The sequence below is a fragment of the Roseobacter litoralis Och 149 genome (assembly GCF_000154785.2).
Lineage (GTDB): Bacteria > Pseudomonadota > Alphaproteobacteria > Rhodobacterales > Rhodobacteraceae > Roseobacter > Roseobacter litoralis.
The window spans coordinates 1,590,971-1,613,092 of record NC_015730.1 but is presented as its reverse complement, the minus strand read 5'-3'; the positions used below and the strand labels follow the sequence as shown (position 1 = coordinate 1,613,092).

At 58.2% G+C, this 22,122-nt stretch carries 17 protein-coding genes; 1 reads left to right on the top strand and 16 read right to left on the bottom strand.

Features of this window, described 5'->3' with window-relative positions; translation table 11 throughout:
• Position 1: 1 nt before the first annotated feature.
• From glgB to glpD, 9 genes are all read right to left on the bottom strand, one after another.
• Positions 2–2,197, bottom strand: coding sequence for a 1,4-alpha-glucan branching protein GlgB (gene glgB / locus RLO149_RS07580; protein WP_013961494.1), 2,196 nt, complete (start codon positions 2,195–2,197; stop codon positions 2–4).
• Between the two features lie 13 nt (positions 2,198–2,210).
• Positions 2,211–4,643 carry a glycogen/starch/alpha-glucan phosphorylase gene (locus RLO149_RS07575; RefSeq protein WP_013961493.1) on the bottom strand — a complete coding sequence of 811 codons (2,433 nt, stop codon included), beginning with the start codon at positions 4,641–4,643 and terminating at the stop codon, positions 2,211–2,213.
• A gap of 82 nt (positions 4,644–4,725) precedes the next feature.
• Complete coding sequence (locus tag RLO149_RS07570; protein ID WP_013961492.1) at positions 4,726–5,658, bottom strand: carbohydrate kinase family protein; 933 nt, start codon at positions 5,656–5,658, stop codon at positions 4,726–4,728.
• Between the two features lie 36 nt (positions 5,659–5,694).
• Entirely contained in the window at positions 5,695–6,336 is a 642-nt protein-coding gene (eda, locus tag RLO149_RS07565) for a bifunctional 4-hydroxy-2-oxoglutarate aldolase/2-dehydro-3-deoxy-phosphogluconate aldolase (protein WP_013961491.1), read from the bottom strand.
• A 15-nt stretch (positions 6,337–6,351) separates the two neighbouring features.
• Positions 6,352–8,157 carry a phosphogluconate dehydratase gene (edd, locus tag RLO149_RS07560; protein WP_013961490.1) on the bottom strand — a complete coding sequence of 602 codons (1,806 nt, stop codon included), beginning with the start codon at positions 8,155–8,157 and terminating at the stop codon, positions 6,352–6,354.
• Between the two features lie 44 nt (positions 8,158–8,201).
• Complete coding sequence (gap, locus tag RLO149_RS07555) at positions 8,202–9,209, bottom strand: type I glyceraldehyde-3-phosphate dehydrogenase (RefSeq protein WP_013961489.1); 1,008 nt, start codon at positions 9,207–9,209, stop codon at positions 8,202–8,204.
• Positions 9,210–9,372: 163 nt separating this feature from the next.
• The gene (locus tag RLO149_RS07550; RefSeq protein ID WP_013961488.1) at positions 9,373–10,524 is read right to left on the bottom strand and encodes an iron-containing alcohol dehydrogenase; all 1,152 of its coding nucleotides are present in this window, start codon (positions 10,522–10,524) and stop codon (positions 9,373–9,375) included.
• Between the two features lie 8 nt (positions 10,525–10,532).
• A complete protein-coding gene (gene glpK / locus RLO149_RS07545) occupies positions 10,533–12,020 on the bottom strand; it encodes a glycerol kinase GlpK (RefSeq protein WP_013961487.1) in 1,488 nt (495 codons plus the stop codon).
• 16 nt (positions 12,021–12,036) lie between these two features.
• Positions 12,037–13,686 carry a glycerol-3-phosphate dehydrogenase gene (glpD, locus tag RLO149_RS07540; RefSeq protein WP_245538137.1) on the bottom strand — a complete coding sequence of 550 codons (1,650 nt, stop codon included), beginning with the start codon at positions 13,684–13,686 and terminating at the stop codon, positions 12,037–12,039.
• Positions 13,687–13,827: 141 nt separating this feature from the next.
• On the opposite strand from glpD, the gene RLO149_RS07535 reads away from it, so the two are divergent.
• Positions 13,828–14,589, top strand: coding sequence for a DeoR/GlpR family DNA-binding transcription regulator (locus RLO149_RS07535; RefSeq protein WP_013961485.1), 762 nt, complete (start codon positions 13,828–13,830; stop codon positions 14,587–14,589).
• Here the strand turns inward: RLO149_RS07535 and RLO149_RS07530 are convergent.
• The 7 genes from RLO149_RS07530 to RLO149_RS22870 form a co-directional block, all read right to left on the bottom strand.
• Entirely contained in the window at positions 14,578–15,375 is a 798-nt protein-coding gene (locus RLO149_RS07530; protein ID WP_013961484.1) for a hypothetical protein, read from the bottom strand. The two genes, RLO149_RS07535 and RLO149_RS07530, sit on opposite strands and share 12 nt — an antisense overlap.
• Before the next feature lie 8 nt (positions 15,376–15,383).
• Positions 15,384–15,770 carry a hypothetical protein gene (locus RLO149_RS07525; RefSeq protein ID WP_013961483.1) on the bottom strand — a complete coding sequence of 129 codons (387 nt, stop codon included), beginning with the start codon at positions 15,768–15,770 and terminating at the stop codon, positions 15,384–15,386.
• A 92-nt stretch (positions 15,771–15,862) separates the two neighbouring features.
• Positions 15,863–16,786, bottom strand: coding sequence for a dynamin family protein (locus RLO149_RS07520; protein WP_013961482.1), 924 nt, complete (start codon positions 16,784–16,786; stop codon positions 15,863–15,865).
• Positions 16,783–18,852, bottom strand: a complete 2,070-nt coding sequence (locus RLO149_RS07515) for a dynamin family protein (RefSeq protein WP_013961481.1) — start codon at positions 18,850–18,852, stop codon at positions 16,783–16,785. Before RLO149_RS07515 ends, RLO149_RS07520 begins: the two co-directional genes overlap by 4 nt.
• 175 nt (positions 18,853–19,027) lie before the next feature.
• A complete protein-coding gene (locus RLO149_RS07510) occupies positions 19,028–20,137 on the bottom strand; it encodes a GTPase domain-containing protein (protein ID WP_013961480.1) in 1,110 nt (369 codons plus the stop codon).
• Between the two features lies 1 nt (position 20,138).
• Entirely contained in the window at positions 20,139–20,981 is an 843-nt protein-coding gene (locus RLO149_RS07505; protein ID WP_013961479.1) for a PP2C family protein-serine/threonine phosphatase, read from the bottom strand.
• A complete protein-coding gene (locus RLO149_RS22870) occupies positions 20,981–22,111 on the bottom strand; it encodes an FHA domain-containing protein (RefSeq protein WP_013961478.1) in 1,131 nt (376 codons plus the stop codon). The genes RLO149_RS07505 and RLO149_RS22870 overlap by 1 nt, the downstream gene beginning before the upstream one ends.
• Positions 22,112–22,122: the final 11 nt, after the last annotated feature.

The window sequence follows — 22,122 nt, the reverse complement described above, 5'->3', positions numbered from 1 at the left end:
GTCAAATACCTTCCAACTGAAAAAACAGTGTCGTGAGCGGAGGCAGAACCACTTCGATCGAAAATGCCTTGCCGTCCGCCGCAATCTCTGCGCTATGCACCCCACCCAAATTGCCCAGACCGGTCCCGCCATAGCAATCCGCATTGGTATTCAGCCGCTCCACCCACCGTCCGGCATTTGGGACGCCGAGACGATAATTCGATCGCGCAACCGGTGTGAAATTGCTCACCACCAGCATCGGTGCGACGCCATCCCCACCATGTCGAAGCCAGGCAAAGACTGACGCCTCAGCGTTATTTTCGTCAACCCATTCAAAGCCTTGTGGCGCACAATCCAGCGCGTAGAGCGCCGCGCTATCCCGGTAGAGCGCGTTCAGATCACGCACAAGATTTCGCATACCGCGGTGTTGCGGGTGGTCCAACAGATGCCAGTCAAGACTGCTGTCGTGGTTCCACTCGATGCCCTGTGCAAACTCGCAGCCCATAAACAGCAGCTTTTTGCCCGGATGCCCCCACATAAAGCCATAATAGGCGCGCAGGTTAGCGAATTTATCATCGCCCTGCCCCGGCATTTTGTCCAGCAAAGCACCTTTGCCATGCACAACTTCATCATGACTGAGCGGCAGGATGAAGTTTTCGGAAAAAGCATAGTGCAAGCCAAAGGTCATCTTGTCGTGGTGGTATTTTCGGTGGATCGGATCCTGCTGCATGTAACTCAGCGTATCGTTCATCCAGCCCATGTTCCACTTGAACCCAAAGCCGAGGCCCCCCGCGTCCACCGGCGCGCTCACGCCCGGGAATGCTGTGGATTCTTCGGCAATGGTCATGATCCCGGAAACCTCGCCGTAGGTTTCAGTGTTCACCTTTTGCAAAAATGAAATGGCTTCGTAGTTTTCGCGCCCGCCGTCCTTATTCGGAATCCATTCGCCGTCCTTGCGGGAATAGTCGCGATATAGCATCGAGGCGACGGCATCGACACGCAGGCCATCGACGTGATGCTCCTGCAGCCAATAAAGCGCGTTCGCCGCCAGATAGTTTGCGACTTCGGCACGCCCGTAATTGAAGACAAGCGTGTTCCAGTCGGGATGGAACCCTTCCTTGCGGTCCGCATGCTCATAAAGGGCTGTGCCGTCAAACTTGCCCAACCCATGCGCATCCTCGGGAAAATGCCCCGGCACCCAATCGAGGATCACGCCGATGTTTTCGCGATGACAGGCCGAGATCAGCGCGCGGAACTCATCAACTGTGCCGTGCCGGATCGTCGGTGCAAAAAGACCAACCGGCTGATATCCCCACGAGCCATCAAAGGGAAATTCCGAGATCGGCATCAATTCGATATGAGTAAATCCCATGTCCTTGACATAGGCGACCAGTTGCTCAGCCAGTTCGATATAGCTGAGCGGGCGATTTGCGTCTTCCGGCACACGCCGCCACGATCCAAGGTGCACTTCATAGATCGAAATAGGCTGGTTGATGCGCTGCAACTGCGCGCGCCGGGACATCCACGGGCTGTCGTCCCATTCATAACCGTCAATCTTGCGCACGACCGATCCGGTGCGCGGGGGGTGCTCTGACCCAAATCCGACGGGATCCGCCTTTTGCGGCAAAATTGATCCGTCTGCGGTCATGATTTCGTATTTGTAAATCTCACCATCGCTGATGCCCGGGATGAAGATCTCCCAGACACCGCTGGCACCGCGCTGGCGCATCACGGTGCGACGGCCATCCCAGACGTTGAACACCCCAACCACCGACACACGGGCGGCATTTGGCGCCCAGACGGCGAAATGCGTGCCAGATACCCCTTCATGAGTGATCACATGAGCACCCAGTGCAGTCCACAATTGCCGATGTGATCCTTCGCCGAGGAGGTACTCATCCATATCGCCCATGACAGGACCAAAACGATACGGATCATCCATCTGCCACTGATGCGCGCCTTGTGTGACACGCAGGTGGTAGGCAAATCGTTTTTTCCGCCGCGCGGCAGTGCCGGCAAAAAGGCCCGGCGATTCCGTGAGGTCGAGTTTCACGATTATACGCCCGGTCTTTGGGTCGATTGCCTCGACGGCATCCGCACCGGGCAGGAAAGCCCGCACGCAGAGCTTTCCCGATACCTCATGCAGGCCAAGTATCGAAAACGGATTACTGTGACGCCCTTCAGCAAGCTTTTCAGCGTCTGTTACTGAGATGTTCACAGCATTCTTTCCTTCAGGCGACGTTTTGATCAGCGTCGCGTTGTTCCAGCAGGCTATGGGCCTGCCAGATGTCCTTGGCGTAACCGCTGATGGTTCTGTCGGAGGAGAACCACCCCACGCGCGCCGTGTTCAACGCGGCCATCCGCGTCCAGTGGCGGCTGTCAGCAAAGGCCGTATCAACCTGCCGTTGCGCCGCGAAATAGGCGTCAAAATCACAGGTCACGAGGAAATAATCGTGATCATAAAGGCCATTCACAAGGTTCACGTAGCGATCTGTATCTCCACCGGAAAACAACCCTGATTTGACCTGATCCAGCACTTCGCTCAATCGGGGGCTCGCAGCAATTGCGGTGCGGGCATAGTCAGGCTCTGCCCGGCGCGCCGTAACCTCTGCCGCCGTCAGACCGAACAAAAAGAAATTCTCAGCCCCGACGCAGTCGCGGATTTCCACATTCGCGCCATCGAGCGTGCCGATTGTGGGCGCGCCGTTCAGGGCAAATTTCATATTGCCTGTGCCAGACGCTTCCTTTCCGGCGGTCGAGATCTGTTCTGACAGGTCAGCCGCCGGGATCAGCATCTCGGCCATGGAGACATTGTAGTTTTCCGGATAGACAATTTGCAGAAATTCACGCGTGACCGGGTCTGCATTGATGACGCGTGCGGCATCGTTGATCAGGTGAATGATCTCTTTTGCAACCACATACCCCGGTGCCGCCTTGCCGCCGAACAGCTTGACGCGCGGTGTCCAACCGCCATTTGGTTTGGCTCGGATATCATTCCACAGGGCAACCGTTTCCAGCAGGTTCATCAACTGGCGCTTGTATTCATGGATGCGCTTGATCTGTACGTCAAACATGGCCGCTGGGTCGATGCTGACCCCATTGCGCGCCTTAAGCCAATTGGCCAATTGCACTTTGTTCGTGTCTTTGGCGGCCTGAAACCGTTCGAGGAAAGCACTGTCATCCACGTGCGGTGTCAAACCCGAAAGCTGATCCAGATTGTCCGGCCATGCGGTCCCGATCGTGTCGTTGATCAGCGTGCGCAGCGGTCGGTTGCAGGAATAAAGCCAGCGGCGCGGCGTTATTCCATTGGTCTGATTGATGATCCGCCCCGGATAGGCCGCGTTCAGGTCAGAAAACACCGTTTCCTTTACCAGTTCGGAATGCAGCGCGGACACACCATTGACGTGATGGGCCATGACGAACGCCAGCTCCCCCATTTTCACCTCGCCATGCTCAAAGATGCGCACAGTGTCCCCCGCCGTGGCGAAATGTGCCGCCTCGATTAGTTGGATAATGCGGTGATGGCGCGGCAGAACGCGTGCGAACAGGTCTTCGGGCCAGCGTTCCAGCGCTTCGGGCAGCAGCGTGTGGTTTGTGTAGGCAAGACAGGCGCGCGCGGTCGTGATGGCCTGCGACACTTCAAACTGATGCTCATCGATCAACAGGCGCACAAGCTCAGGGCCCGCAATCGCCGGGTGCGTATCATTCAGCTGGATCGCGACGTGATCTGACAGATCCTTGAGCGCTCCACCCTCACTGAGGAAGCGGCGCAGCAAATCCTGCAGGGAGGCGGAGGTAAAGAAGTATTCCTGTTTCAGGCGCAGCTCTTTGCCAACGTCGGTGGTGTCATCCGGATAGAGCACCCGGCTGATCGTGCGTGCTAGTGCCTCGGGTGCGCTGGCGGCAATATAATCGCCGCGGTTAAAGCTCTCGAGATCGAAATTCGTGGTCGGTTTCGCCGCCCAAAGACGCAGCGTGTTTGCCCACCGCCCCTGCCAGCCGACCACGGGCGTGTCATAGGCCGAGGCCATGACCGTTTCGCCCGCGTGCCAGACGGTCTTGCCGTTCTCATCCGCCACATGGCCACCAAAATGAATGGGATAGGCGACTTCGGGACGCTCAAATTCCCAGACATGCGCCTGCGAAAGCCATGTTTCTGCAGTTTCGATCTGCGCCCCGTCTTCAAAATGCTGTTCAAACAGACCATGTTCGTAGCGGATACCATAGCCGTAGGCTGGTATCCCAAGGGTCGACAGCGAATCCATGAAACAGGCCGCCAAACGCCCCAGCCCGCCGTTGCCCAAGGCAGCGTCCGGCTCGTTTGCAACCACATCCCCATAGTGTTGACCAAGGGCTGTGATGGCGTCTTCGGCGATCTCTTCCAGCCCCAGATTGACAGCCACATCTTCAATCAGACGGCCAATCAAAAATTCCATCGACAGGTAATAGACGCGCTTGCCACGTGCCTCATAGGTCTTTCTGGTGCTGTCAAACCAAGGGTCCACCACATAATCACGCAAGCTCAGCGCCAGAGACATGCGCCAGTCATAGAGCGACGCATGATCAGGATCCTTGCCCAACGACAGTTTCAGGTGGCGCAGGATCGCCGCGCTAAAATCATCAACGGACGGGGCAGATATACTCGGTGTGGGCATCGCAATCATATACTCTCGTTTGTAGCGCGGACATGCGCACCTTAGCTCATTTCAACGGGCGTAACAGTTTTCAGGGCTCTGTTACCAGCTTTCATATATTCAGTTCCTGCGCCCAGGGCGGGTTTGCACCAGCCCGGGCGACGGTGACTGCTGCCACGCGCGCACCGAGTGCCAGCGCGTTTTCCATGTCAGCAGGGCCAATGTCCTGCACGCGCGGTTTGCTCAGCAGACCGGCCATGGACAGATGCGCCAGAACACCGGAATTGAACGTATCGCCCGCACCGACCGTATCAACCACAACAGCCGTTTGTGCAGTGACGGTGACCACGCGACCATCCGCGAAATAGGCCGAAGCCCCCGCGCTGCCACGTGTGACGATGACGATGCGCGGGCCCTTTGCGGTCATGTCGATGGCCTTATCCTCTGGCGTGCCAGACCCCGGTACAATCCAGTCCAGATCCTCGTCCGACACCTTGAGAATATCGGCCACAGCGATCATGCGATCCAGCCGGGCGCGGTAGCGTGTTTCATCCCGGATAAAACCGGGCCGGATGTTCGGATCCAGCATGATGACCCGCTGCGCGCTATCACGCAGGGCCAATGCCGCGTAGAACTCCGCGCAAGGCTCGCTGATCAGGCTGATCCCGCCAAAGTAAAGCGCGGTGACATCCGGTGATATCTGCGGCAATTGATCTGGCTGCAGGCTGCGGCCAGCGGAATTTTCATCATAAAAAGTGTAGGTGGCCTGCCCCCCTGTCAGCCGCACGAAGGCCAGCGTGGTTGGCAAATCTGATCGCACCGCGTAATCGGCGTTCACATGGCTGGCGATGAGGTCCGATACCAGCTGTTCCCCGAATAGGTCCGTCGACAACCCGGTCAGAAAGCCGGTCGGAACACCAAGACGCCCCAGACCGATGGCGGTATTGAAAATCGCGCCACCTGAATGTGGGACAAACCCGTCCGCGCCCGCGCTGGTGGGCGTCGGGATCATGTCAATCAGCGCTTCGCCGCAGCACAGTATCATTCGTCTATTCCTATATTTTCAACTGTCCAGAACGCCTTATTGGCCCAATGTGCTGGCCGCTTTCGCGAGGCCTTCAATGCTCGCCCAGTCGTTTTGCGCAACCAAATTTGCGGGCGCGACCCAACTGCCACCAGCACAAAAGACATTCGGCAACGCCAAATAACTTTCCGCATTTGCCGGGCTGACACCGCCCGTCGGGCAAAATGAAATCTGCGGCAAGGGCGCGCCGATGGCCTTGAGCGCGGGTGCGCCACCCGATGCCTCCGCCGGGAAAAACTTGAGCATGTCGTAGCCCCGCGCCAACAGGCGCATCGCTTCGGTCGCCGTGGCAGCCCCTGCCAAAAGTGGTAGATCCAGCGCCTCACAGGCATCAATCAGGTCGTCCGTCGCCCCCGGCGAAACACCAAAGGTTGCCCCGGCCTCTTTCGCGGCGCGCACGTCATCCGGCGTGACAAGGGTACCTGCCCCGACCACACCGCCTTTGACCTGCGCCATTTCGGCGATCACCTCAAGGGCTGCGGGCGTTCTCAGCGTGACCTCAAGGGCAGGCAATCCGCCAGCGACCAGCGCTTCGGCCAATGGCCTCGCTTTGCTTGCATCCTCCACGACCAGAACGGGCACGATGGGTGCAAGGCTGCAGATTTCGCGGGCGCGTCTGCTTGCTTCCTGAGGGGTCATCAACGTCTTCCTTTCTTAGAACAATGTGCAGGCACCGGTATCGGCTGAGCCCACCTGACGGCGGAAATTGGCGAATAGCTCGCGCCCCAGACCGAAGTAGTTACCCGACATATCAGCCTGCGCAACTGCACGCTCCAACACGCCATCCGTCAGGATTTCTAGCACACCAGCAACCGCATCCACGCGCACAATGTCACCATCCTGCAGTTTCGCAATTGCCCCGCCATCCAGCGCTTCGGGGCTGACATGGATGGCAGCAGGCACGGAGCCCGAGGCACCGGACATCCGCCCATCCGTGACGAGGGCCACGTTAAGCCCTTTGGCCTGAAGGTTTTTCAAGGCGGGCGTCAGGCTGTGTAGTTCCGGCATCCCGTTGGCTTTGGGTCCCTGAAAGCGCACGACAATAATGGTGTCTTGCGTGATTTCACCGGCCCGACAGGCGTTTTTGACCGAGTCCTGATCATGAAAGACGCGCACCGGCGCCTCAACGATCTGATGTTCCGGTTTGACCGCCGAGGCCTTGATCACCGCGTTGCCCAAAGAGCCAGACAGCCGCTTGAGGCCCCCTGTTGCCTGAAACGGATCCGCTGCAGGGCGCACGATTTTCATGTTGAGGCTTTCTTCGGTCCCCTGTTCCCAGACGACCTCGCCCGCGATCAACTTTGGTTCCTGCGTGTAAAGCTCCAGCCCCCCGCCCGCGACCGTTTTTGTGTCCGCATGCAGCAGCCCCGCCCCAAGAAGTTCCCGGATCATATAGCCGAGACCACCCGCCGCGTGGAAATGGTTCACATCGGCCAGACCGTTCGGATAGACCCGCGCCAGGAGAGGCGTGACGTCCGAGATATCCGAGAAATCCTGCCAGTCCAGAATGATCCCTCCCGCACGGGCCATCGCAACAAGGTGGATCAGCAGATTTGTCGACCCACCGGTCGCGTTCAGCCCGACAATCCCGTTCACAAAGGCCTTTTCGGTCAGGATATCGCACACAGGTGTGTAGCTGTCGCCCAGATCGGAAATGGCCAAGGCACGTTTTGCCCCCGCTTTGGTCAGCGCGTCCCGCAGGCCGGTATTCGGCGTTACAAAACTGGTGCCGGGAAGGTGCAGCCCCATGAATTCCATCAGCATCTGGTTGGTGTTTGCGGTGCCGTAAAAGGTGCAGGTCCCCGGCCCATGGTAGGCGCCCATCTCGGCCTGCATCAATTCCGCGCGGCCCACTTCCCCGGCAGCGAACTTCTGGCGCACCATGCTTTTTTCGTCATTGGACAGACCCGAGGTCATGGGACCCGCGGGCAGAAAGAGCGTCGGCACATGGCCGAATGTTTGTGCTGCGATCACCAGCCCCGGCACGATTTTGTCACAAACGCCAAGATAGACGGCCGCATCAAATGTGTTGTGGCTCATCGCGACAGCAGTCGCCATGGCAATGACGTCGCGCGAAAACAGGCTGAGTTCCATGCCCGGTTCGCCCTGCGTCACCCCGTCACACATCGCCGGAACGCCGCCTGCGACCTGTGCCGTGCCGCCAGCTTCGCGCGCCGCTTCCCGGATCAGATCGGGGAAGCGTTCGAACGGCTGATGCGCGGACAGCATGTCGTTATACGTGGTGACGATGCCAAGATTGCCGGCACTCTGGTGAGCCAGCTTGCCCTGATCCTCACCCGCACCCGCGTAGGCATGCGCCTGCCCGCTGCAGCTCAGATGTGCCCGCGCCGGACCCTTGACCCGCGCCGCGTTCATACGCTCCAGATAGTCGCCCCGCGGGCCCTGACTGCGTTCGATTATACGCTGGGTAACGCGATCAATCGTATCGTTCAGTGACATTTCGCTTTCTCCAATGGCTGTGTCGTTCACACGACCGGCACGCGTCAGCTTTTGGCCAAGGCCGCCAGTTTGCGTCCGGTATCAATCATGCGATTGGCAAAGCCCCATTCGTTGTCATACCAGGTGACCACCCGTACCAGCCCGTCGCGCGTCACTTTGGTTTGCGGCGCGGCAAAGCAGGATGAGTGCGGGTCATGGTTGAAATCAATCGATACCATCGGGTCCGTTTCATAGGATAGAATTCCCTGCATGGGTCCATCAGCCGCGGCCTTGATCGCGGCGTTGATTTCTTCGACGGTTGTGTCTTTTTCCGGCATGAAGCTCAGGTCCACCAAGGATACATTCGGTGTCGGCACCCGCACGGCGGACCCTTCAAGACGCCCTTCGAGGCGCGGCAGAACCAGCGCGATGGCCTTGGCCGCACCCGTAGAAGTCGGCACCATCGACAAGGCCGCCGCCCGGCCCCGGTAGGGATCCTCATGGGCTGAATCGTGGGAGGGCTGATCGCCGGTATAGGCGTGGATCGTGGTCATATAACCGGTTTTGATGCCAACCGCCTTGTCCAGAACCGCCGCCACAGGAGCCAGACAGTTTGTCGTGCAGGAGGCGTTGGAGACGATCACATCATCCATGGTCAACTCGTGGTCGTTGACGCCAAAGACCACGGTGCGATCCGCATCCGCCCCGGGCGCCGAGATCAAAACCCGGCCCGATCCGTTCTTGAGATGCAGCGCGGCTTTGTCGCGCGCCGTGAAAAAGCCCGTGCATTCCATCGCGACATCGACATCGCCCCATGGCAGTTCCGCCGGGTCGCGCAATGCGCTCACCCTGATCGGCTTGCCATTCACGATGAGCGCGTCATCGCGCACCTCGACGTCACCCTGAAAACGGCCGTGCACACTGTCGTATTTCAACAGATGCGCCAGTGTTTCGGGGCTGGAAAGATCGTTTATGGCGACGACCTCCACATCAGAAACCTTGTTTTCGACCAATGCGCGCAGCACACCGCGCCCAATTCGTCCAAAGCCGTTGATACCTACCGTATGGGACATCCTATCCTCCTGAGACTGCATCTGCATTTGCTGGCAACCAGCATCGTATACTTGTTAGCGCTAACGATCACAAAACCAGCGGAATTTCAATGGCTATTTTGCAGGGGCCGCTTTGCCCCGTGAACATAGCTTGCCGCGTACGCCGTCAACAAACAAGGCGCGCCTACATAGCCGCTTGAACGACGCGCACCAAAACGGCTTGTGACAGGAGGCAGGGATTGGCCCGCATTGACGAGCTGGCAGCCGCATCCTGAGCAATCGTTTTCAGGCAAATATCAGGGGTAATCCAGCGCCCCAACCGCGCAAGGCCCCAGGCATCGAGCATACCTGCCCATGCGGTTGCATCGATTGGCGTCGTTACTCCCAAAGCACTGGACAGATGGTCCGTCACCTCTGAAAACCGGGCAGTCTCATGGTTCAACCGTGTCAACTCATCCCGGTTGGCTTGCAAGACACCGCCCAACAGCCTGCCGCAGATCAGACCATGTGGCGCACCAGTGCGCCCGCCTATCGCACCTGCGAGGCCATGCACCGCCCCCAGACCCGCGTTTGCAAGTGCTATGCCTCCACACAGGCTTGCGAAGGCCATGTCATCCCGCGCCTGCCGATCTTCGCCCTCAACAAGGCGCGCCAGTGCATGCGCGGCATTGGGAATCGCATCGCGGCACAAGGCATCGGTTATCAGATTGCTGCGATTGCTCAGATAGGGTTCGATGACCTGCACAAGCGCGTCCAAGCCAGAGGCCAGAGTGACCGATTGCGGCGCGCCGTCCATCAGGTCGGGATCAACAATTGCCAGACGCGGCAGCATCCTGTCATCGCGCAAACTGACTTTGCGGCCAGACTGAGGCACACCAATCACGGCGTTCTTGGTAACTTCTGATCCCGTTCCCGCCGTCGTTGGGACCGCTACAAAAGGCAGTGGCGGTGCTTGCAACGGCAGACCTTTGCCCACGCCTTCGAGGTGATCCATGAGGGGGCCTTTTCCCGGTGCAAGCGCTGCGAGCGCTTTGCCTAGATCAATGACGGACCCGCCACCGACCGCGACGACGACTTCAACCCGTGTCGCACGGATCTTGGCCAACGCAGCCTCCACAACAGAAATATCCGGCTCCGCCCGACACATGATTTGCGTCGTTGTGCAGCCCAATGCGGATAGCTCCTCCGCGAGGACCTCCACCCATGGCACGGACTGCCCGCGCACCAAACACACCTTGCTGCCTAAGGACGAAATATCATGTGCCGCTGAAGCACGCACACCGCGGCCGAAGGATATCCGACCTGCAGTTTGAAATGTGAAAGCTGGCTCTCCCATGCGCTGGATTAAAACCGTAAAGTGGCGTCCACCGCCCGTTTCCAGGCCGCGTATTTTTGATCACGATCCTCCGCGTTCATCTGAGGCTCAAAGGTCTTTTCCAGTGCCCAGTTTGCCGCAAACCCGGCCTGATCCGGGTAAAGTCCGGCGCGCTGCCCTGCCAGCCAAGCAGCCCCCAATGCGGTGGTTTCAAGCACTTTGGGCCGGTCCACAGGGGCATCTATGATATCTGACAAAAATTGCATCGCCCAATCCGAGGCCGACATTCCCCCATCCACACGCAATGTTGCGCGCGCACCGCTGCCCTGCCAATCGGCTGTCATCGCATCCAACAGATCGCGGGTTTGGTACCCCACGCTTTCCAGCGCGGCCTTGGCGAATTCATCAGGCCCGGAATTGCGCGTCAGCCCAAAAACCGCACCCCGACACTCAGCATCCCAATAAGGCGCGCCCAAGCCCACAAAAGCAGGCACCAGCACCACATTCTGGGTGGGGTCTGCGCGCTCTGCCATCGCTTGGGTTTCGCTCGCATTACGGATGGTTTGCAGCCCATCACGCAGCCATTGTACCACAGCCCCGGCGACGAAAATCGACCCCTCAAGCGCATAGGTCGGTTTGCCGTCAAACTGATAGGCAATCGTAGTCAGCAGCCGATTGCTGGAGGCCACTGCCGTGTCGCCCGTATTCAGCAAGGCGAAACACCCCGTGCCATAGGTCGATTTCAACATGCCCGGTTCAAAACACGCCTGCCCGATTGTCGCCGCCTGCTGATCACCCGCAACGCCGAGGATCAGCACCGGCCTGCCGAACAGATCAGAGCGCGTCACGCCAAAGTCCGCGGCGCAGTCTTTCACTTCAGGCAACATCTGTTGCGGAATATCAAACAGCGCGCAGATCGTCTGGCTCCAGCGTCCTTTGTGGATGTCATAAAGGGACGTGCGCGCGGCATTCGTGGCGTCCGTGACATGCGCCGCCCCGCCGGTTAGTTTCCAGATCAGAAAGGTATCAACCGTGCCGAACAGCAATTCACCCCGCATCGCGCGGTCCCTTGCACCTTCCACATTGTCCAATATCCACTTCAGCTTGGTCGCCGAGAAATACGGATCCGCCAGCAGCCCGGTGCGCGCCGTGATCATCTTGTCATGACCTTCATCGCGCAGCGTCTTGCAATAGGCCGCTGTGCGCCGGTCCTGCCAAACGATCGCATTGTAAACGGGCTGGCCTGTGGTTTTATCCCAAACCACCACCGTTTCGCGTTGATTTGTGATCCCGATGGCGGCGATGTCCTCAGGCTTCAGGCCTGCTTTTTCGATGGCCGCGCGACACGTTCCTGCCGTTGTCGCCCATAAATCACCGGGATCATGCTCAACCCAGCCGCTGTCGGGATAATGTTGCGTGAACTCTTCCTGTGCGGATGCGGTGATGTTCATCGCCCCATCAAAAATGATCGCACGTGACGACGTGGTTCCCTGATCAATGGCCAGAATATGGGTCATGCACCCCTCCCCGAAGTTATTGTGCAGCGTCAGAGCCTTCTTTTACCCTTTGTGCCTGCATAAAGTCATCCAGAACCGAAACCTCCTGCGGGCTCAAGCGCAACCCCAATTTGTTGCGCCGCCACACGATATCTTCGGCTGTTTGCGCATATTCATGGGTCATCAGCCAGAGCACTTCGCGCGCGCGCAACCCATGGCCGAAGTGTTCCCCCAATTCTTCAACCTTCTGCGCACCCGCCATGATGTCCCAGCTTTCGGTGCCATAGGCGCGCATAAGTCTGCGCGCGCAAAAATGCGAAAGGAAAGGAAAATCATCACGCAGTCGTGTGACAAGCATGTCGAAATCACCGACGGCGAAATCACCGCCCGGCAAGGGTACGCCCGCCGTCCAATGCCCTGAGGTGCCGGGAAAGAACGGCACGATCCGATCCATCGCATCCTCCGCCAGCTTGCGGTAGGTCGTGATCTTGCCGCCAAAGACATTCAGGATCGGCGCGCCACCTGCCTCATCCACTTTGAGGGTATAGTCCCGCGTGGCCGCCGTCGCACTGCTGGCCCCGTCGTCGTAAAGCGGTCGCACCCCCGAATAGGTCCAGACCACATCGTCGCGCGTGATCTCTTGAGCAAAGTACTGGTTGGCGAAATCAATCAGATAGTCACACTCCTGAGGCGTACATTCAGGCGACACCGACGGGTCAGGATGTTCTGCATCCGTCGTCCCGATCAACGTGAAATCCGTCTCATAGGGAATGGCAAAGATGATGCGCCCGTCCATGCCCTGAAAAAAGTAACACTTGTCATGATCATAGAGTTTGCGCGTTACGATATGGCTCCCACGCACCAATCGCACGCCTTCGGTGGAGTTTATCCGCACCTTCTGCTGGATGATATCGCCGACCCAAGGCCCGCCTGCATTGACCAACATGCGCGCCCGCAGCTTGCGCGTCTGCCCCGTTGTTACGTCCTGCAGGCTCACCTCCCACAGATCGTCGACCCGCGCGGCAGAAACCACTTTGGTGCGCACCATCACCGATGCCCCCCGCGCGGCAGCATCGCGCGCATTAAGCACTACGAGGCGGGAATCTTCGACCCAGCAATCTGAATATTCAAACGCCTTTTCGAACTTTTTCACCAAAGGCGCGCCCTCGGGAGAAGCCCGCAAATCCAACGTTTTTGTGCCCGGCAAGATGTCCCGCCCACCCAGATTGTCATATAAGAAAAGACCAAACCGGATCAGCCATGACGGGCGTCGCCCCTTCATCCAAGGCATGACGACGTTTAGAATGCGCGAGGTTGGGGTGCTGCCCTCAAACCGCATGTCGCGGTGATAGGGCAACACAAACCGCATGGGCCAGCTGATATGTGGCATCGCTTTCAACAGAACTTCACGCTCTGCCAAGGCATGTTTGACAAGATTGATCTCGAAATACTCAAGATAGCGCAGCCCGCCATGAAACAGTTTGGTCGATGCAGAGGATGTGGCCGAGGCCAGATCATTCATTTCGGCGAGTGCGACATGCAACCCGCGCCCGGCCGCATCGCGCGCGATGCCGCAGCCGTTTATGCCACCACCGATGATGAACAGATCATAAGGTTTCTCTGAATCCTGTGGCACAATAGTGTCTTTCCCGTCACCCAATAGGATTGCGCGTACCGCAGCCGTCATTCGCATTCAAGCATTTATCTTCGAAATTTTTCGTTTACTGTTCAAAAGAGGGAAAACGAACAATTTCAACCGCGCTCATTCCTGTTTCCTCGCCGGCAAATCCGCCTGAGGTTTCCGCAACACAGTTAAAGCAAGACACCCATGACACAGAACTTTCGGCACGCAGACATCCTGAACATCGCCCACAGAGAGGGTAAGGTAACCGTCGATGACCTCGCGGACCGCTTCGGCGTCACCCTCCAGACAATCCGCCGCGACCTGACCGAACTGGCGGCAGACAACAAGCTTGAACGCGTGCACGGGGGCGCGGTCTTGCCATCAGGCACCACGAATATCGAATATGACGAAAGACGGCGACTGAATGCCTATGCCAAAACGTCGATTGCACGCGCCTGTGCGGCCTGTATCGACGATGGCAGTTCGGTCTTTCTGAACATTGGCACCACGACCGAAGCCGTGGCCCAACATCTGCTGCATCACCAAAACCTCATGGTGGTGACAAACAATATGAACGTAGCCGGCATCATGGGTCACAACACCTCCAGCCAGACGATTGTGACTGGCGGGGCGTTGCGGCGCAGCGATGGCGGTCTGATTGGCCATGTGGCGGTCGAAACCATACGCCATTTCAAATTTGACGTCGCGGTAATTGGGTGCTCGGCATTGGATGTTTCCGGCGACCTTCTGGATTTCGACGTGGAAGAAGTCAGTGTCAGCCGTGCAATAATTGCGCAATCGCGCAAATGCTATCTTGTCGCCGACCACTCGAAACTCAGCCGGTCAGCGCCTGTGCGCATAGCTTCGCTGCGGTCGCTGACGGGTGTGTTCACCGATGCGCCGTTCCCGCCCACATTGGCGCAGCGCTGCGAGGACTGGGGGGTTGAAACAGTCTTAACCGGTTGACACTCCGCCTAAAACCTCACGCTCTGCCACAAACAGCTTTCGCCATGTCAGGAACAGCCCCATCGCGTGATCCATTGAACACAGGGCCACGATGGTTCGCCCCTCGTAATGCCCCAACACGACTGTGTTTTCTCCCAACGCCCCCCCTTGCCACAGGGTCACGCCGTGCTGCGGGCCGCTCGCGCCCGCAGTGATAGCGATGTGGCGCAACTGTTTTTCGCATCCGCGCGCGCCCCACTCCATTAACACGCCATTTGCAGCACTCAGAAGAACCGCAATCGCCTGTGATTTGCCAGCCTCGAACCCATCAACCAACGCCGCCGGCAGGCTTGTCGAGATACGTGCCGCGGCAAGTGCTTGATGCAACGCATGCGATGACAGCCCGCCAGACGCTGCACGTTCCGCCCCCTCGGGCAAGCGTGCTGCAACGAAAAGCGGCTGTCCCGAGGCGCAATAGGCCGCAATCAGGCTGGCCACGGCTGAGGCGTCCCGGTCTGCCAGTTTTCTGTTCAGTAGGTCATGGTGGTCCTGCATAAGAGCAGACGGCACCGCCAAAATTTCAGAGATACGCCTTTCAGCAACATCAAGTGACAAACTTTCACCGGGCTTTGTGGAAAAAACCAAATGACGTCGAAGGACGGTTTCATCTATTTCTCTCAGCAGCGCATGATCGGTTGATGCGCATGCCCCCTCAAGCGCACGGCCTTGCGGCGTCATTTTTTCCGGTGCTGCCGACAGCGATGCGACGGCCTGCAAGAGGCGTTCAGTATCTGCAGCGTTGTCCATCGTCACGCTCAACCCTCCGATACAAGTCGGGTGAGCAGGCCTTTGGCGGCATTCAACAAATCGTCGAACGCGGTGTTCTCGCCTGCGACAAAGCACAACATCTCAGGTGCAGGCAGCGGTGCCCTGACAAAGCACTTGATCCCACCCGCATCGGCATGCATTGCAACGCCAATCAAGCTTTGCGCACTGGTTGCAAAATGTGCCGAAACGGCCTGCGCCAGTTGCCCGCTCACCGCATCACGCCCCTCAAGACAAAGCGCATCAAGGGTTTCCTGAGTTGTTCTCACCGCAGCGCTGGCCCCCAAAACCATGCCGGTCGACGCATCAGCAAAGGTCATGACACTGCAGCCCGGGAACTGGCTGCGAAAAGCCGTCAACTCCTCATTGATCGTCATGCGATTCACCCGGTTGCGCGCGCATGGCTCACCTTGCCTTTTTCACAGATGCTTCTGCCTTAGACCCGGAAGGTGTTTGTCCGGTTAACGGGTCACGAGAATTTTGGCATGAATGCAAGCGATTGCGCTGTTGATGCATCCGACGCCGGGCGTTCGACCTTAACGCTGAGACGCAATTTAGGACGCCTTGGCACAATGGCATCCGCGGAGACATGGCCCGTGGCGCACTCGCCATCGATACTGGCCGCACGAGGCGTTTCAAGCACGGTGTCTGAACGCTCAACGCGCGCATCCTCAAGGCTGCTTGCCAAACCTTCCACCAGCGACAAGAACGCGAGCACAAACTCATCCGCGCCGCTTTCGTGCCATAACTCCTCATTGTCCATCGCGTCACGCGCTTGCGTTAACGACATCATGAGAATGTCCCGAAAGGCCGCATCAGCTTCTGATTTTACGCGCGTGATGACCCGCGCCTTGTCCCGTGCAGTCAGCAGCATATCAGCGCGCGTCAGCAGAAGGATGGAGTTTGCCTGAATTTTTGCGTCGACCCCTTCCCACACTGCCGCCTCGCTCTGACGCCAGGCTTGGGTTGCGGGACTGCACCACACCACGCCATCTGCAAATGGCATCATACGTTCCCAAATAATACTCGCCATGTTTGGGTCAGAAATTCCGGGCATATCAATCAGTTCACAGCGTTTGAGGATTTCCTCCTCGCAATAGAACTTGATAAAGGCCACGTCATCGAGGGACATGCCATTGAGCTCGTCCAGACGACAAGGCACTTCATTGCCCGCCAAATCGACGATCACTGACGGTTGCGATCCATATGCCATCCAGACCGGTGGCAGTTGCGTTGCGACCACCTGAACCGGCAAGGGATTTGCCCCAACCATCAAATTGACAAGTGTGCTTTTGCCCGCACTGAATTCGCCCATCAGCGCAATGCGCGGCAACCGCGGACCATGTGTACAGGGCCAAAAATCAGGTATCTCTGTGGGGGGGGCCTCTGTCATGATTCTGCATACTCGTTCAATGTTGCCATCACCCTTTCCAACAGCGCGCGTTTTTCCTGTGGGGCATGTCGGGCAATGTAGTCCGTAAGCTCTGCCGGGCTGGCAGTCTGCATACAGTCCAATCTCTCGAATACGGCCAGTTGTTCAGATAAGAACGCATCAAAAACCGCGATCGCCTCATCCCGAACCGATTGGGCAAGATCGTCCCGCAACTCTTTGATGACAGGGCTGGTTTCCGACTTGATCAGATCAAAAAAGCTCTCGGCATAGGCTTTATGACCCCGGCGCTGAAGCCACCAGCGCTTCCACCATCTGCCACTCAAATCCAGCGCGATCGTACGCCCCAAAGTGACGGGCGGCGGCACCAGCGGTGGCCGAGGGCGCGCGATGTCAAACGTATTGCCGCCCAGGTCAAAGGCCTGCGCATAGACGTCCATCACGTCCGCTGCTGCGGCCTTGGTTGCCTTGTCGAACGCGGACTGGCTGTTGCGCGCCAGCACTTTGTGTGACGCACTCAATAACGCGCGCAAGCCTGCCGGATCATAGTTCCAGATCGTCTGATCGCCGTGATGTTCGAGATGTTCAACAAGCGATGCGGTTGCACGGTCCAGAAAGCTGGCCTGCACCCGCTCCATACGCGCGTCAAAGGTCGACAGGATTGCGTCAAACTCTGCGCGCAACTCTGTTTTCCGGGTCTTGATGAGCGACGCCATTCGCGCTTGGGCCTCACAACTTTGGATGCGCGCCACAACGCGGCTTTCCTCAGGTTGGGCACCGATCTGGTTGGCTGCAGCAAGCCCAGATGCGAGGTTTTTGGCACTTGCTCCAATCCGCTGTAACAATGCGGTACCAATGCCCTGTGCAACGCGTTGCGAAATCGCATCCTGCAAAACGGGCAGTCCGGATAGGCGCCAGGCGGTTGTTTCATCCAGCACGCCAGTGCATGCATCATCATCGCACAGGGCCGCCCAATTGGCCAATGATGCCGCACTTGAGGCAGGCAGATCATCCAGCCGCATTTGCAAGGCGTAAGAGGCCCACAATGCGCTGCCAAAGATGATCTTGGCTTCTTTTGGGCCATTGTGCTTTTTTAACGTCGCGACAATGCTTTCCCGGATCTGCGGGATCTGAGCCGCCGGATCGGATAACTCATCCACGCGGTTGACAAAGATGATGATATCTCGGGATTTTACGAGAGATATCAACCGGATCAGCGCCATATCCGTCGATGACAATGCCTGATGCGCCGACAGGACGACGACACAAATTCGGCTGTCCCGGATGGCGCGGATCGTGATTTGTTCGCGCATCATGAACGTGTCGTTCACGCCGGGCGTGTCCCGTATGCAAAGCGGCATCGGCAGTGCCGCGCGCGTCATATGCAGATCTGCGGCCTTGGTAATATCAGCAAAATGCCCTTGCATGTTGCCGGATGTCTCATCGGCCTCATCTACCGCGTCACCGAGGCACACATAGCGTTCAATCAGGTCTTTATCAAAGTAGCCGTAATCGCGTTGCTGACCTAGCAGCATTTCGAAATTACGCCCCAATCGCAGCCGGGATTTCTCGCGCATCTGCGAAACTTGCAGCTTGATTTTCTCCAGCTCATCTTCAGCCCCTGCCCTGCTGGCAAGTTCACCAATGCGCCCTCCGCCAGAGATCAGGCGGTCCCACTCATCCTTGTCAAAAAACCGAAAAGTCGCGCGCTGCGTAAAACCGGGTTTTTCGGGGTGCAGATGCAGCGAAGTAACAACGGAGGTCCACGGGTTAACGTCCGAAGGTAACAGGTCGGGCGCCCCGATCAGCGCATTGACCAGTGAGGTTTTCCCGGATTTGATCTGCCCGATCATCGTGACGGAAGGCTCAAGCGCTTCGAGTTCGCGGGACATCCGTTCTACCCGCCGCGCGGCAGCTTCGTCGCCAAGGTCAGCCAACCCTCGCAATGCGGTTTGAACGCGATCAAATGACACTGCAAATGTACGCAACGCATCGAGGCCGCTGCCCAAGAGCTCGGCCTGTTTCGCCTCGACAAACCCGGCCTCGTTTGACGCATTGAGCGCGTTCATATTGGCCGCCCCGTCGCCGCGACGCAGCGGGGGCGTCGTTTCTCGCAGCCATATCTGTCAGAGTGTTGTGTCATTTTCCCGCCCAAGGTCCCAATACCCCAAAAGCTATCATGCGCGGGAATTGTGCCGTTGGTATGGCTTGATACGGGCGTAAAGGCTGCGCGTCGTTAAAGGTTTAACGAGCGCCCATATATTCGAGATCGCGGCGCAACTGTAACAGGATCGTCACCGCATCCGCAGCCGATCGAGTGTCATTCTCCGTTGTCATCAGCATAATCTTATCACTTGCGTCTTCGAAAATGGACGTCCATTCGTTCATGTCAGGGCTGACCTCAGACGACGCGCGCATGACATCCGCAAGCTCTTCACAGATCGCGCCACACTCTCCCAGCACGTCGGATATAGCGTCATCGGCGTCCCCAAGGCCAACCTCGGCAAGGTCAACGGCCCGCGCCATCACCGTATCATGCACCATCTGAAACGCAGTATGTGTCCTGTCCGCTTCTTGCGCAGGCAGGGCGACCGGATCGCAGGGCTTCAGACCCTGACGCTCAAGAAACAGTTGGGCGCTGTCCAAATCAGCGCGGTGACCAGCGGTTACAATTCCCGCCACCCTATCGATCAGCGCTTTCAGACCACTGGCCGCCAAATGCTGCTCGGTGACCTTTAAGCCCTGCGCACGCAGGGCGGAAATCTGTGACGTGGTGGTGGCAAAGAGGCTGTGGAATTCATCCATGACGGTGACTTGCAGCGCCGCAACACGCGCTTGCAAAACACCCGCCTCCGCCAGAAGGTCAGCTTTCGTCAGGACCAGAAAACTGCGGTCTTTCAACACGTCGGACGCGTGCGACCAAAGCAGCGCTTCGTCAGCCGAAAAGGACTGCGTGCACCATAAAACGATGTCAGCCGCATCAATCGCTTCAGCAGTGGTGGCCGCAAAACCGCTTGCGCTGCTTGAAAGCGATACATCAAAAACCAAGGCATGACCAAACGGGCCTTGGGGGATCTCATGCAGGGTTTTGTCACCGCTCAGCGGCACGGAGTCCGCAGCTGCCCCTGGCGGCGCGAAAACCCTTGTTGTCTTGGGTCTGGACCCGTCGTCGACACATCCCAGAATCGCGTTGCACAGCTCTGATTTGCCGACGCCATCCGGCCCAAGCAGTACAATGCGTGCGCCTTGCTCCAGCCGCGTGGCAAGCGTGTCCGCGCGTGATCGTGCGACCTCGCAAATCCGCCCGTCCACAGCCGCCGCGCGCAGGCGCGCCACGGTGTCTCGTGTCGACATGTCATCCAACACGGCGCATTTCCGGTCGTCGCTCTTGCTCTTTCAGCACCGCTGGTGCGCTCACGTCTTGAAAACACACCACGGAAAAGGAAACGTTGTCGAGATCCGGATCGTGAAGGCTGTCCACTTCATGAAGCAACACTTCCACGATATCAGCGCTGGGGCGATGCTGGTTCTGCCGCAGACATTCTTCGATCTGATCATATGTCAGGAACTGCAAACCGTCACTGGCCACAATCAGAATATCCCCCGCCCGCAGCGCCAAGGGTTCTTGGGGAGAGTCAATCATCGCCACGTCCCCCCCGAACAGAACCGACGTCAACGTATTGCGATCCGGGTGGTTCTCACCTTCATCCGCCCCAATCAGACCAGTCTTGACCATAAAATCGATCTGAGAGGCCATTGAGTGATCTTCGTTCAACTGCCGCAGTTTACCGTCGCGGAACAACAGGAGCGGCGAATCCCCGATGGAAATCCAATAGAGGTTGCGATTGATGATCACGGAGGCAACAAGGGTCGCCCCCATACCACGCGTGTCAGGATAGGCGGCCACATGCTCTTTCAGGCAGGTGTTTGCTTCCATCGCAGCGGTATGGAGCAGATCGGTGACATGCGGCTCCAACCCCGCTCCCTCGCCACGTTGAAACACCAGGGCGCTGTAGACTTCGGTGAGTACAATCTTGCTCGCCACATCCCCCGCTGCGTGCCCGCCCATGCCATCGGCAAGCACGATGAGGCCGACATCGCTCCCCCTTGCGAAATCTGCAATCACCGCGTCTTCCTGATAGCTGCGCTGCCCTTTGCTCAGCGCGCTGGCAGCATCGGCGTGAAGCCCGGGTTGCATTATTGCCCCCCTGCACCGTGCCATTGAAAGTCAGACCCGCAGAGCGCTACGAAGCGCATGGTCGTCTCTCCGATGCGAATAAGGTCCGCATGGTGCAGCTCTTCAGTGCTCAGAACAGGGCGCGCGTTGCGTCGAATGATATTCGATTTGCCACCGTGGCCGATGTAGAACTTGTTTTGCTCCTCGTCGTAGGCGACAGCGGCGTGATGGTGGCGCGAGATGGCATTGTCGCCAAAATCAAGGCGGATGACCTGATCCTCCCCCCGCCCAATCATGGAAGCGCCGGCAAAGATACTGAACGCGTGACCCAGCCCGGGACCCTCAACGATCACGAGCCACCCCACCGGAAACTTTTCGCGTTGCGCTGTCGCGGTCGCTGACTGTGCCTGTTCAAACGGATCAGTTTGATCTTCGGGTGCGTGGTTGAACCCCAAAAGCCGCGTCTTGACACGCCCTGCACGGCGGCCGCGTCCGGTTGCAGGGGATGCAAGGGCACCGCCTGACAAATCCAGTGGCTCAGACACCGTTTTGTCGGCATCCGCCTTGCGCTCCGTTTGCTGTTCAGCATCCCCCAAGGTGGCCATCTGACGCTGTGCAAAGGCTGCGGTGTCAAGCCCCTCTTCCTTGGTCCAGTTGGCAGCGTCAGTGCCGGTTTCAACACACACATCTGGTGCAAGGTGATCTGTTGACTCGTCAGAAACAACAGTATCGTCTGCGTCTTCCTTCACCTTGTGCGAAACCGGGGGTTCTGCAGCCAGCGCACGGTCGAGACGCGCGACGATATTCTCATCACACAGCGTATCGGGCGCATCCATGTCATGCTCCAGTGGATCGACCTCTTCGATGGCATCTGCGTCGAGCACATCCGCGTCCCACGCCATGTTTCGCCCTGCGTGAGCGTCCTCTGCCTCTGATGTATCGGTGATGTCATGCACCACGGCTTCCGGTGCGACGCCCGGTGCAACGTCGCCATCGTCCGATGGCAACCCATGCTGAAACGGATCGAGCACGAGCGGTTGCGCAGGCTTTGCCGTCTCCACAAATACACTGCGCAAAGCGGCCTCATCCAGCGCCTCATCTGCGGTGGCCGGGCGCGATTGGTTCTGAAAAACTTTCTTGAAGAGCGTCATTGGTCTGCCTT